10 protein-coding genes and 2 pseudogenes are annotated in these 12,307 nt (G+C 65.7%); 4 read left to right on the top strand and 8 right to left on the bottom strand.

The window, feature by feature from the left end; all coding sequences use genetic code 11:
* Window positions 1-87: 87 nt before the first annotated feature.
* Together QH195_RS12435 and QH195_RS12430 are read right to left on the bottom strand one after the other, a co-directional pair.
* Window positions 88-1,101 (bottom strand): LLM class flavin-dependent oxidoreductase, encoded by a 1,014-nt coding sequence (locus tag QH195_RS12435; RefSeq protein ID WP_280435472.1) that lies wholly within the window; start codon window positions 1,099-1,101, stop codon window positions 88-90.
* 409 nt (window positions 1,102-1,510) lie between these two features.
* Window positions 1,511-1,756: an SDR family oxidoreductase gene (locus tag QH195_RS12430; RefSeq protein WP_280435471.1), complete on the bottom strand. Its 246-nt coding sequence runs from the start codon at window positions 1,754-1,756 to the stop codon at window positions 1,511-1,513.
* A 484-nt stretch (window positions 1,757-2,240) separates the two neighbouring features.
* Here QH195_RS12430 and QH195_RS12425 point away from each other — a divergent pair, with 484 nt between their 5' ends.
* Window positions 2,241-4,301: an NACHT domain-containing protein gene (locus QH195_RS12425; protein WP_280435470.1), complete on the top strand. Its 2,061-nt coding sequence runs from the start codon at window positions 2,241-2,243 to the stop codon at window positions 4,299-4,301.
* A 217-nt stretch (window positions 4,302-4,518) separates the two neighbouring features.
* Here QH195_RS12425 and QH195_RS12420 read toward each other — a convergent pair whose 3' ends face one another.
* From QH195_RS12420 to QH195_RS12405, 5 genes and pseudogenes are all read right to left on the bottom strand, one after another.
* A complete protein-coding gene (locus QH195_RS12420; protein ID WP_280435469.1) occupies window positions 4,519-5,145 on the bottom strand; it encodes an antibiotic biosynthesis monooxygenase family protein in 627 nt (208 codons plus the stop codon).
* A gap of 873 nt (window positions 5,146-6,018) precedes the next feature.
* Window positions 6,019-6,390, bottom strand: coding sequence for a Zn-ribbon domain-containing OB-fold protein (locus QH195_RS35245; RefSeq protein ID WP_432278491.1), 372 nt, complete (start codon window positions 6,388-6,390; stop codon window positions 6,019-6,021).
* Window positions 6,391-6,734: 344 nt separating this feature from the next.
* Window positions 6,735-7,280 (bottom strand): annotated as a pseudogene (locus QH195_RS12415) (SAM-dependent methyltransferase); the annotation flags it as partial.
* A 469-nt stretch (window positions 7,281-7,749) separates the two neighbouring features.
* Window positions 7,750-8,355, bottom strand: a complete 606-nt coding sequence (locus QH195_RS12410) for a hypothetical protein (RefSeq protein ID WP_280435467.1) — start codon at window positions 8,353-8,355, stop codon at window positions 7,750-7,752.
* Between the two features lie 16 nt (window positions 8,356-8,371).
* Window positions 8,372-9,709, bottom strand: coding sequence for a hypothetical protein (locus QH195_RS12405; RefSeq protein ID WP_280435466.1), 1,338 nt, complete (start codon window positions 9,707-9,709; stop codon window positions 8,372-8,374).
* A gap of 399 nt (window positions 9,710-10,108) precedes the next feature.
* Between QH195_RS12405 and QH195_RS12400 the strand changes: the two genes are divergently transcribed.
* Window positions 10,109-10,522, top strand: coding sequence for a hypothetical protein (locus QH195_RS12400; protein WP_280435465.1), 414 nt, complete (start codon window positions 10,109-10,111; stop codon window positions 10,520-10,522).
* Between the two features lie 175 nt (window positions 10,523-10,697).
* On the opposite strand, the gene QH195_RS12395 is transcribed toward QH195_RS12400, so the two are convergent.
* Window positions 10,698-10,871: a hypothetical protein gene (locus QH195_RS12395; protein ID WP_280425252.1), complete on the bottom strand. Its 174-nt coding sequence runs from the start codon at window positions 10,869-10,871 to the stop codon at window positions 10,698-10,700.
* A 305-nt stretch (window positions 10,872-11,176) separates the two neighbouring features.
* Here QH195_RS12395 and QH195_RS12390 point away from each other — a divergent pair, with 305 nt between their 5' ends.
* Window positions 11,177-11,644 (top strand): NUDIX domain-containing protein, encoded by a 468-nt coding sequence (locus QH195_RS12390; protein WP_280435464.1) that lies wholly within the window; start codon window positions 11,177-11,179, stop codon window positions 11,642-11,644.
* A 41-nt stretch (window positions 11,645-11,685) separates the two neighbouring features.
* A pseudogene (locus tag QH195_RS12385) lies at window positions 11,686-12,307 on the top strand (metallophosphoesterase); the annotation flags it as partial.

Raw genomic sequence — 12,307 nt, 5'->3', positions numbered from 1 at the left:
TGCCCGACGCCAGAAGGTCGGTGGTCGACGCTGCCAGGGAGGTTACCGCGACGCCGATGCCACCTCGGGTCCGCGTTCGATTCCCCGCTAACTGGGCACACCCGTCGGCGGCTCGAACCACTCGCCGGCAAGAAGCTTCAGGGACCGCTGCCGCACTGCGGGGTCGTAGGCGTAGGTGACGGTGATGAGCTCGTCGGCGCCGGTGCGCTCCACGAATTCCTCCAGTTCCCGCACGACCGTCCGCGGCGCGCCGACTGCCTTGATACGCAGCATCGTGTGATCACGACCGCCGTGGGCAGCAAGCTCTTCGGGGTCGACGGGTGGTTGGAGCTTGCGGCGCCGGCCGCTGCGGATATCGAGGAACATCTGTTCGAGCGTGGTGAACTCGCGCTCGGCCTCATCGTCCGTCGGCGCCACCATGACGTTGATGCCCGCCATCAGGTAGGGCTCGGCGATCTGCGCGGTGGGTGCGGAATCGGTGAATGTGTCCCGGTAGACCCGGACGGCCTCGTCCAGCTGGTCGGGCGCAAAATGCGAGGCGAGGGCGAAAGGCAAGCCGAGCTGTCCGGCGATGGAGGCACCGTTGACCGTCGAACCCAGGACCCAGATGGGGACCTGGGTGCCTGCGGAGACAGCCGACACGATAGGCGCACTCCGGGCGGTTCCGGCTGTGCTGAACCAGCCCTGCAGGTCGTAGATGTGCTCGGCAAATGCCTGCGGTTCGCTGGATGACCGGCTCACCGCACGAGCGGTCATCATATCCGTGCCCGGGGCACGGCCCAGGCCCAGATCGATCCGGTCGCCGTAGATACTGGCGAGGGTCCCGTACTGCTCGGCAACCATGAGCGGCGCATGGTTGGGGAGCATCACACCGCCGGATCCCACGCGGATCCGCTCGGTGACCGAGGCGGCTCGAGAGATCAGCAGCGCTGTGGCGCTGGCGGCAAGGTTGGCGGTGTTGTGATGCTCGGCGAACCAGAGCCGCCGGTAGCCGAGTCGGTCTGCCGTCCGGGCGGCCTCCATCGAGGCAGCGATGCCGTCGCGGGCCGTTGAGCCTTCGGGGATGGAGACCAGATCGAGAATGCTCAGCGGCACGGACACTGTCGCAGGTTCCTCACGTCGACGACCATGAATGCTGTCGTGTCAACCATCAGAACCTCGAGTCTATTCCTCCCTACGGACAGGCATGCGTCTGCGCCCCGCCGGCGGGGCGTACGCGGGCAGCGCCGACCGGTCGCCGAAGGGTTACCGGCCGGGCCGTCGTACGGCGGCGCACCGCCGGCGAGTTCGATGCGGGTATTCCACACCCGACATCGACTCGGGCGGCCGAGGATGAGAACTCGCCGACGCGCAACCCAGTGCCGGAGGCCAGGTCCGAGTCACCGTCCTGCTCCCCGGCGACCCCGACCTTTCGGCTCGCCGGCGCTGGAACCGTCGCCGGGTACCGGCACGCGGCCTGCCGGGCAGATCTTCGTCGACTGAGACAACGGACGAGGAATGATCCTGCTCGCTACCGCCCCCTCGCACTACTTCCGGCGGAATTTCCCGAAGCTCCGTAGCGACCACACTGCGGGAAAGCCGCTCCCTGTGCGCCCCGGGGTAGCCGTCCGAGCCGGAGATGGGAAGTTCCGTTCACATCGAGAATGGCTCCGGCGGCCCAGGTGGCTTCGGGCGATGCCAGATACACGACCGCGGACGCGATTTCCTCCGGCTGTGCGACCCTTCCGAAGGGGGCTCTGCGCGCGAATGCCGGCACCTTCGGGGCCGTGCAGTCGTTCCGCCACCCGTTCGGTCTCCACGAATCCGGGGGGCTACGGCACCGACCATATGCCGTGGGGTGCCAGCGCGACCCGAGCGGGGCGCCGAGTCCAGATTCGGGCGAGATGGAGGAAGAGGAGGCAACTCCGGCTCCAGGGGGACACCCGCCCGCGCGCTCTGAATCACCGTCGGACCTAGAGCCTGCGGGTACGCCGTCTGCACCTCCGTCGCCGTCACCTCCACCACCGGCCGAACCACCGTCAGAGCCGCCGTCGGATCCCTCCCAGCCTCCGGCGTCGTAGGCCCAGACCAGGGCGATCCCGCCGCCCGTTGCGAGCGAGGCCGCTCGCGCAGCGCGGGAACGGAAGGCCTGCGGCCCGGACGGGTCGGCAACGAGCACGAACTGCGGCACGATGCGCCCATGAGTTCGGTGAACAGTGCGCCGAGATGCCGGTGGTGGCAGTCTGTTTCGTGTGTCAGGTATGGAGGTTGGGCTCGTGCGGGCAGGGGCCGCGTTGATCAAACCGTCGATGTCGTTGTGGCGGTGGTGGCGGCCGCCGACCGATCGGGCGACTGTCGCCGGCTGGGCCGATGAGCTGGCCGCGACAGTGCGCAGCACCGAAAGGCGGCTGCGCGAGGATCTCCGAGGAGGGCCGGGGGTGTTCATGCGGGTCGGGTTCACCACCGTTTCGCGGTCGACGTCCGGAGAGACCATCGAGTCCGCTGATGTGTCCGATATCGCCGCCTACTACGAATTGCTCGGTCCGCCGCTACCACGTCTGGTCGTTCTCGGCGAGCCGGGCAGCGGCAAGACCGTCGCCGCGATCCATCTGGTGCTGGGCCTGCTGGAAACGCGCCGCAACTGTGCCACCGATGCGCAGCGTGCGGAACAGCCGGTGCCTGTCCGGGTCAATGCCGCGGGCTGGGATGGTGAGCAGGATTTCTCCGGCTGGCTGACCACCCGGCTGGGCTATGACTATCCGCAGCTACGACCGGTGCTGGCGCGCAAGCTGGTCGATGACGGGTTGATCCTGCCGGTGATCGACGGCCTCGACGAGATGGACACCCCCGACAGTCGAGGATCGAGGGCCCGCGCTCTGCTGGACCACCTCAACACCACAGCCTGGCGTAATGCGCCGGTCGTCGTCGTATGCCGCACCACCGAGTTCTGGAAACTCTGCGAGTTGGGCGCTGACAACGGCCTGCACGGCGCGGCGACGGTCGCCCTGCAACCCCTGCCGCCCGACCGCGTCGGTGAATACCTCACCGCATACCGAGACGCCATCGGCACGACCAGCGGAACCTGGACCGAGGTCAGCACACGCATCAGCACCGAACCCGGCACAGCGCTGGCAACCGCGCTGCACACCCCCTGGATGCTCGGGCTCGCCGTCAACGCCCTGCACCACGACCCCACCACCGCAGAGCGCCTCACCGGCTGCGCCACCCCGGACGCTGTCGAAGACCTGTTGTTCGCCGCCCAGATCCCCGCTGCGGTCATCGGCCGTGAACAGCACAAACGGTACCGCGCCTACACCAGCGACAACGTCCACACGTGGATGCAGACGCTGGCCCGCTGTCTCGAACACCGCCGCAATACCGGAGGTGACGGCACCGCGATCCGGCTCGACGAGATCTGGGAACTGGCAGGAACCACCCGAGGCCGCGTTTGGCACGCAGTCACGGCTGCCGTCCTCATCATGATGGCGGCCGGACTCTCGGCCTTACTCATCGGCGGCCCTGCGAGCGCACTGCTTCTTTACGAGCCCGAAAGGAACACCACATCCATACCCACCCCCCTCCACCTGACGTTGAGCGTGATCGTCCTCGGACTCTTGGTCGGACTCATCTACAGCCCCGCATTCGGACTGACATTCGGCCTGGCCGTCGGTGTGGTGGTCGGGTCGAGGAGAACTGTGCCGGCGACTCGTCTGGTATGGCAGGCGACAAAACGATCCAGGTGGCGTAAAGGCCTCGCTCTGGGTCTGGTGGCCGGAGCGGGCGTCGGGATCCTTGTCAGATTGCTCGGCAGTTATCACTCGAGTGGACTCGTCGTTGGGATCATCGCCGCGCTGACGTTCATGCTCGTGATCGGATTCTCCGCCGACGCCGAAGAGCAACTACGCCACACCATCGATGAACGCCATTTGATCCGCAACGATCTGCGCGCCGCAGCAATAGTCGGAGCACTTGCCGGAATCACATCCGCGGGCGCGCTGATGGCACTGGCCATTTCCAGAGCCGAGGCGAGTAACGACCCAACGGCCTCCGCTGCTCACCTGGCCACCGGGCCCGTGCTCACGGTTGTTTTCGCCACCACGTTCGGGCTTTTGATCGGCCGCGCGTCCGGGCGGTTCTTCACCGCGACGCTCATCTTCCGCAGAACCGGCATTTTCGCGGCGCGGCCGACCGTGTTCCTGGACTGGGCTCGCCGCAACGGGCTCCTACGAGTCAACGGCACCGCCTACCAATTCCGGCACGAAACCTACCGGCGATGGCTCCAACAGCCCGCCCCGAGCGCCGATGAGAGCCCGTCCAACTGATCCGTTCGGGGCTCACGCTGCCTGCTGTTTACCCGCGCGGTCTGAACCGCACGGCACTCCGCAGCACCTTGCAGCGACCCTGCTGTCATCACCGCCTGAAGGTTGGGTGCTGAAACCGTGAGCCCTCAGCCCGATCGACGGCTGCCGCGGAGCGGTGCCGGGAAGCGGCCGATACCCTTATTCTCTGAACAAGCCGTTGGTCGCGGCGTATCTGCCCTCAGACCAGCTCGGGGACGCGCAGATGGGCGAGCGCGATCTCGAAATCGCCGACTTCGAGCACGTTGACACCGGCTTGGCGGGTGCCTTCGCGGCGCAGGATCTCGAGTTGTTCGCGGTTGCGTTCGATTGCGGCGGAGCTGTCGAACGTCTCGCATGCGACGCCGCGTCCGGTTGCCCGGTCGATCAGCAGGCTTGTGCTGCAGAATCCCGGCATCTGTTCCAGTTGCGACGCCACCATGGACTTGTAGGTCTCGACCGCTGCGTCGAACCGGCCCAGATCGTCGGCCTGGGCCCAAGTGATCTGGGCGCACGCGCCCTCGCGTATGCGATGGTCGCGGTGCATGGCCCCGATCTCCCACTGCTCGACCTGCGCCGAATCGGCACCGAACAACCGGACGGCGCGGTCACGGAGCGAATGTACCTGATCGGCGCTCCCGCGCATCGCCTCCTCGGACTCCCACGATGTCGTCGCGATGCAGCGACCTGACGCCCGGTCGACCAGCAACGACATCCCGATACAGCCAGGCATGGCCTCCAGGGCCGGCATGACCTGGTCGCGCATATGCGTGATCCCGGCGTCTATCGCGGAGGGCTTCGCTTGAATTGTCGTAGAACGTGCGTACACGATTCACTCCCGCTGTGCTCAGGGCAGCACCCCGGTGGCACCACCGATGCCCCCACACTCCTCCGGCGTGACGGCCATAGCAATAGCTCGGAAATAACCGATATCGATCCCGTCAGAAGTGCCCCGTAGTGCGTGCGAGGGCCTCTCCAGCCGACCGGCTTCCGGTACGGAAAGTCTCGAGGGACCCCGCTCGACCTTTTCCCCACGCCCGGCGCGGAAAGGCGTCAAAAATCGCTTGACCTGCAACGATGTGGCATATAGTTCAGTCAACTGCCAAATCCGGTCGCTGCCGGACGAGCCGTCGCACACTGTCCATGACACCGCTCATCCGGCGCGGCTCATAAGTCCCGAATTCGCCGACGTCCTCGCGACCGGAGTGGCCAGAATCCGCGCCGGCGACGGGCACAGTCCCGTGCGGTTCCGTTCTAGACGTCGTCGAACGAGTCTGGGGAAACTCCGACCCCGCTCCTGTTCCGATGGAGCGTCGCCGGTCACCGCCAAGCCATCTCGCCAGACGATCCGACTGCTATCGAGGAAATTATCGACACCGCCGGCTCGACCGACGCCGACAGGTAAGCGCTGTAATACCTGCCCCACAATCTGCGACGAATCCTCGCCACTGATCCAGCGCGTTTTCACTCGCGTGCCGGTGGCGAAGATGTTCAGTCCGTCGGCGTCCCAGACGAAAGACCGCCCACAGAGCCCGGCGACATACGATTCTTGCGGGTCGGTGTCGGTGTCGATGATCGGAGTGAGCGGCACCCAGTCGCGACGCTCACCCGATGGTTGCGGTGCCCGCGATCACCACAGTCTCTGTGACGAATAGGGTCGTATGCCGTGCAGGTTGGGTGCACGGCGTCGTATCTGCCACGGTCAGTGAGTCCGGCCGGTGCCGACGACGAAAACCGGGAACCTGTCCCCGCGGGCGGGCTTCTCGAACCGTACCCGCGGCCGATGAGACACGGCAGGCGGAAGATCCCCTTCGATTGTCGCGTATACCCACGGTCCCTCGTCGAGTTCGACGATCGCGACGGTCTGCGCCACCGGTTGGGCCTGCGCCCGAATTGGACAGGCCAGCTCCCGCCAGCACACGATCGATCCTGCCCCGGAAACCGCCACACCGCCGAAACGGCGGGACAGGCACGAGACACAGCGGTCGACGGGCGGTGCGTATACCTTCCCGCATCCGCGACATCGCCGGAGAATCAGCAGAGTTTCCGTGCAGTCCGGTCTGTCGCCGCTCATGCGGTCTACCGTCTCCTGTTTCGGTTCGCTCATCGAGACCCCGTGTGGTCGTGCCGGCCATGATCGGGGTTCATCGTCGACCGACCTACGACGTCACCACGTCGGCCGAACAACCCCGCGAATACCTATTTTCTGTCGGTAAGCCGGTTCGGGACCACTCGGCGCAGCTCGAATTGCGATGACCAGAGGTACCCGGCTCGAAGCCGAACGGCAGCAACTGGCTGCCCCCGGTCAGCAGGCCGCCCAGTTCTGGATCGAGTCCAGGTCACCCACGATGGATGTCAGTGAGGGTCCCGTACCGCAGACAGGTACCGCGGTCGTTGCCAGTGCTGTTCCAGTTCTTCGGGCAGGTACGGCAGCAGGCCTTCGGCCGACCACGCCGTGGGTGCGGCCGGATCCGCTCCGGCCGCTGCCAGCGCGGCCGGCCAGTCCGAACGCAGGTCCACGGCCACTGTGCGGTGTTCGGTGCGCGGTGTGGCCGAGTGTTCGGCCAGTACCCGGTTCTTGAACTCGAGCACATCGGGTTGATCGATCTCGTAGACAATTGTTCCCGGGGGCCAGTCGAGCCGGTACGCCCGTGTGTCCAACCCGGCGGCCAGTATCACCGCCTGTGTGATTCCGTTCGCGCCGGCCGACAGGAAGAATTCGTCGAAGAATTTGGTCCGTATCCCCATGAATCCGGGTACGAGTGGAGCGCCGGCCAGAGTTGGCGGATCCGCCAGAATGTCCATGAATTTTGGTTCACCGGCGGCGCGAACGAACAGCTCCGCGTAAGCGTCCTGGATGAGTGGACTCGGTGCGGCGGATTCCAGCGCTCGGAAGGTCGCCACTCCTAGCGCAGTGAGTCCGACACCGGTCACGATATCCCAGGTGTCTCCATCGGTTCGCATGACCCGAACCTCCCGAACTGATCGGTAGATAGGAACAAGGGCGGCCGCCCACCGAAACCGAGCGTACGAGTACTTGCCGCGCCGCCGAATAAACCGCCGGTTGGACGAGAAACTCCCTCGGCAATTCTACGTCTATATGCCGGTCTCTTTCTGCCACGGGTTATTGCGCCGTGGAGTCGGGTTTGTGTTATCGGCGAGCCGCGCTGCCTGGTCAGCGCTTGAATTAGCTGCCGGACACACCCGTGTGGGAATCGAGGATCCCCGCTTCCTCGGCGGGCTCGATGTTCCCCCGGTTTTCCGGAGTTGGTTTGCTTGACCCTTGTCACGAAGTCATCGAAGGAGACTTGTTCGTGCCAAGGCGTTATCCCGAAGAGTTTCGCCGTAAGGCCCTGGACCTGGTCACGCCGAACTCACCCTCGGTCTCGGTATCGGCGTCGACTACAACCAAGTCGAACTGTTGATGGGACAGTCATAAGGTCTGTTGCGTGGCGTCGACGCGTTCGGCGATGGTGGCGCCGGAAGGGTCGTCGGGGTCGTTGAATTCGCAGAATGGTGCTGTGCCTGGGGACAGGATGTTGTCGAGGTGCCACAGCGGTATGGGTGCGCTTCGGCCGTGGAGCCAGTCGAGGAGGTAGCCGGTGACCGGGCCGGGGTGAAAGCCCCAGGTGATTTTGTCGATGTCGGTGAAGACCAGGCTCCACCGTTGAGGGTCGGGATCGTGGGCATCCCAGAGGCAGTAGTCGCCGCCGAATGATCCGCCCCATTGGATAAGGGTGGCGGGATCGACCGATACCCCATCGGGGACCGTGGTGGGCAAGTCTCCGAACTCGTCGCTGGCCAGGGGTTCACGGGCGGCGAGGGTGACCTCGGCCAGGTCGAGGTAGGCTTCCCGGCTGGGTCGGAACAGCCGCAGCGCGTTGCAGAACCGCACGTCGCCGTAGGTGGCGAACAGTTGTTTGAAGTCGTTCGGTAGTGCGGAGACGCCGAGCCGGGCTTCGACCCCGGTCCAGTCGAAGTCGCGGCCGTAGCCCGGTGGCGGGGGTAGCAGGGTCCTCAGGTCGTCGAGCGCGGTCATCGGTGCCCTTCCCGGTCTAAAAGTTCTGCACGTAGGTCGGTGGCAGGTTCCATCCTGCATCGCCCCAGGCGATCAGCAGGTAATAGTCGGGCACTACTTTGTCGTCGATGTAGATCGGCAGCTTGAGGTAGGAGATGTTCTGGGCGGGAATCCCGGGCACCGCACCGGTGGCTATGCGGCCCAGGTGGTTCTCATAGACACGCATCGCACCGACATTGGTCGCACCGAGTTCCGGGGCAAGGAACTGTAAAACGTTGCCCGGCCCGCCGTATCGGTTGGGCCACAGGTGCCCACGCTGGTAAGCGCCGGCGGCGCCGGGGACATTGATGGTCGGGATCCCTGTGTTGGGGCTCGCGGCGCCGGCCGCATCGAGATAGCCGAACGAGCCGGTGGGCCGACCGAGCGGGTCCAGTGGCCCGGCCAAAGCGCGGGTGCTACCCGTGCCGACATACAGCGCCGGTCCGCTGTTGCTGTATCGGCCGCTGCCGTCGAGGTCGGGCAGCCGATACACCTGCCCACCACCGGCGTTCGACGGCAACGGGACAGCTTTCAGCGCGTCCAGCAACGGTGAGGCGGTGGCGTAGAACTCCTGCTGGGTCGGTGTCATCCCGGGCTGCCCCGCCGGGGTATTCAACCCTGGCGCCTGCAACGGCTGCGCAGGAGCCGGAGTGAATCGCGGGTTGGTGGCCACACTGCCCGGCAACGGTGCCGGAGCGCCCAAGCCCGCGGGGGCTGGACTGTAGGCACTACCCGGGGTGATACGCGGATTCGACACCACGGTGCTGGGCCGGACCGGAAGAGGCAACGGCTGACCGACCACCGGTGCGGCCGGCGCCGCCGGGGAAGCCCTCAAACCCGGCGCGCCCCCGCCGGGCGCGGGAGTCGGCGGCGCGGGGACTGCGGCTACCGGTGGCGCCGGTGACGGAGCTGGAGCGGGGGCCGGCGGCGGCGCGGGTGCGGGCGCCGGTGGCGCGGGCGCGGGATTCTGCGGCCGCGGGGCGGGCTGTTCACCGACATCCGGGACGTCGAAGCCCTGGTCCCGGCACTGCTGCGCCAGCCCGTTCAACCGGTCTTTTTCGGCGTTGAGCTGCTGAGCTCGGGTGTTGTAGGCCTGCACCGCAGGCACATTGCGCGGGTTCGGCGGACTCGCGTTGTGCGTGGCGATCGTGTTCGTGTGCGCCTGGATCTGCCCACTCAACGCCCGGCAATCCACCGCCGGCGGTGGAGGCGGAGGCTGCGACATCGCCAACGGCGCCGGAACTACCAGCACCGCAGCAATACCGGCCAGCATCACCACAACAGCGACCATGACGCGCGTGAAACGTAGTACCGGAAGGAACATTTCGACCCCCATGCCCTGCCCGCCTACCCTGAGACGAACCGGAAACAGACAAACAGAGCCGGACATTGCCGGTCAATACCCAATCCTGGAACAACCGCGCTCAGATCGGCTGGGACGGTTGCCAATTCCGGAACCCGATAGCCCTGGACTGAGCCCTGAAGGTCGGCGAAATCCTGTGTTCAGCCAGCGGTCGTGGGGTCGGCGACGGAAACGAAGAGGTGGCCGGTTCTAGATGCTGGACGTCGGAATCAGGCGTCGAGGGGGGTATCAGCAGGGGCAGCGCCATGAATCGGTCCCCGAAAGCCCCGGCCCGGCGCAAGTATCGCCGCGTCGGGGGTGATCCGGGATATTTCATCGTTCATTGCCTCAGGCGTCTATGCACGATCACCGCGGAAATGGTGAAGTAGCGAGGTGGAAAGATCAGCAGGCCTCGATGCGCACTTTGCCGAGTGGGGGCGCAGCAAGGGGTGGATGCCGTCGTACCCGGACAATCCGACCGAACGTGAGTACCTACGGCAGTTTGCGACGCGCCCAGGCATGTTCATCGGTTTCACTACCGTTCGTGGTGCGACGTGTTTCCTGGCCGGTTACGACTACGCCGCCCGCCGGTCTGGAGGTCGAGGGCTGGACGGCTTTCGCGAGTGGCTGCTCACCCACCACTTTCATCGCAGGAGCAGTCTCGCGTGGTCGGCCTTGATCACACAGATCGCGCTGCCCGAGTGCGACGCTGACACAGACGTCACCCCCGAAGAGGAAATCCGCATCCTCGAAGTGCTGTTCGACCTGCTCGACCAATTCCTTGCTAAACGTGAAAGCGTCGCCTGAACTTCCGCACACGCACGCATACGTGCGTTCTCGGTCATAGCTGCCGTGGTCACCTGACGGATACGGTGATCAGTCACAGGCAACGTCGCCACCACCGACGACGGCACGACAGCGTTCCTCGAACTGGAGCGAACTTCCATCGGCCCGCCCGAATGGGATCTGACCTCGACAGCCATCACATATCGCGCCACACCCGCCGCGGCCTTCGGTCGTCCTGACGCGCCGGGCAGCTGTCCTTGTACGGCTTCCCGATCTCCAGCGCGCTGACGGCGATTGCACTGATCTCGTCCAGCCTGTCGGCTATGCGCTGCCAGGCCCCGTCATCGGGGACCACTTCCTGCTCCGTCATCTGCGTTGTTGTCCCAGTCGCACCATCCGTGAGCGAGAGGGTCCCTCGCTTACCTGCGCGTGCGGCGTGACGGATGCGCCGTTGCATGCCAACCTGCGCCGGCGGTTCGCCTGCCTTCCGGCTGGAATATCTGAGCCCGTCCGAGTACGAAGCTGCGTACTACGCTCGAACTCCGCCACTCGGACCGGCGCTGGTCTGAAACCGAAGCCGGTCCCGTAGCCGTGACGGTTCACCCCGGGTGTCACGTACTCGGCTCGTTCTCGGCGGTTCAGGTTGCTGAGAGGCATTCGGGCAGACTGCACGCCATGAAGTACAGCGCTGGAGTTCTGCTGTTTCGTCGTGATCCGGAGGTGCAAGTGCTGCTGGGGCATATGGGCGGGCCGCTGTGGGCGCGTAAGGATTCGGGGGCGTGGTCGATCCCCAAGGGTGAGTACGAGCCGGCGACCGAAGAGGACCGCGCCGCCGCGGCCCGCGAATTCGACGAGGAGTTGGGTATGCCGGTGCCCGACGGGGAGTGGATTGCGTTGGGTGAAGTGCGGTACGGCAGCGGACGGAGCAAGAAGCAGGTCACGGTGTGGGCGGTCGAGGGCGAGCTCGATCCGGCACGGGTGGTGCCGGGGGTATTCGAGATGGAATGGCCGCCGCGGTCGGGCGAGTACCGCGCTTTCCCCGAGGTCGATCGGGTCGAATGGTTCGATCTGACAACCGCGCACGACAAGCTGACCACCGGCCAGCGGCCATTGCTGGCCCGGCTTGCCGAGCGACTTCGCTGACTTCGGCGGAGCCCCTCGAGAACTGAATTAGTATCGAGGTGGTGAGCACTCCGTCGCCGGATACGGCGATCCGATCGGATTCGCGTACCTCATCAGGGCCCCTTCGGGCACTTGCGGTCACCACGACGATCGTCGCCGTGCTGCTGGTCCTCTTCGCTGTCCCATGGTGGACGCTGGTGATGTCCGGGACTCAGTGGCCGGCACCCGTGGTCGTACTGGGAACAGCGGCCTTCGCAACAACTCTCGTAGTTCTACCCGTGACGCTGGTATTGAGCCACGGCCGCCGCCATCTCGACTGGGCAGGTACGATCGGCGACTCCATCCTGGGAATCGTGTGGGTGCTCTTCGCGTGGTCGGTGATCGGCACCATCGCGCGGTTCGCACTTGCCTTCGTGGGCGTAGAAGACCCGGTTCGCTCACGGTCGGTGGCCGCAGCGGTCGTTTTCGTCACCGCAGCTCTCCTGGTCTGGGGTAATCGGGAGGCGATGCGAGTTCCTCGGATAAAGCATGTGGACGTCATCCTGCCGCGACTCGGCCCGGGGCTGGACGGCACCCGAGTCGTCGTCGTCACCGATACCCATTTCGGTCCGATCGACCGGACGAAGTGGTCGCTCGGTGTTGCTGCGGCCGTGAACGAACTACGTCCCGATATCGTGGCCCATG

It is taken from the genome of Nocardia carnea (assembly GCF_029868855.1).
GTDB classification, from domain to species: Bacteria; Actinomycetota; Actinomycetes; order Mycobacteriales; family Mycobacteriaceae; genus Nocardia; species Nocardia carnea_A.
This window is presented reverse-complemented; position numbering and strand designations above follow the sequence as displayed.

What these genes read in the sequence shown, in the direction of transcription:
- QH195_RS12425 (WP_280435470.1), top strand. Translation starts at nt 2,241, where the DNA reads ATGGAGGTTGGGCTCGTGCGGGCAGGGGCCGCGTTGATCAAACCGTCG.
- QH195_RS35245 (WP_432278491.1), bottom strand. Translation starts at nt 6,390, where the DNA reads ATGAGCGGCGACAGACCGGACTGCACGGAAACTCTGCTGATTCTCCGG.
- QH195_RS12410 (WP_280435467.1), bottom strand. Translation starts at nt 8,355, where the DNA reads ATGACCGCGCTCGACGACCTGAGGACCCTGCTACCCCCGCCACCGGGC.
- QH195_RS12405 (WP_280435466.1), bottom strand. Translation starts at nt 9,709, where the DNA reads ATGGGGGTCGAAATGTTCCTTCCGGTACTACGTTTCACGCGCGTCATG.
- QH195_RS12395 (WP_280425252.1), bottom strand. Translation starts at nt 10,871, where the DNA reads ATGACGGAGCAGGAAGTGGTCCCCGATGACGGGGCCTGGCAGCGCATA.
- QH195_RS12390 (WP_280435464.1), top strand. Translation starts at nt 11,177, where the DNA reads ATGAAGTACAGCGCTGGAGTTCTGCTGTTTCGTCGTGATCCGGAGGTG.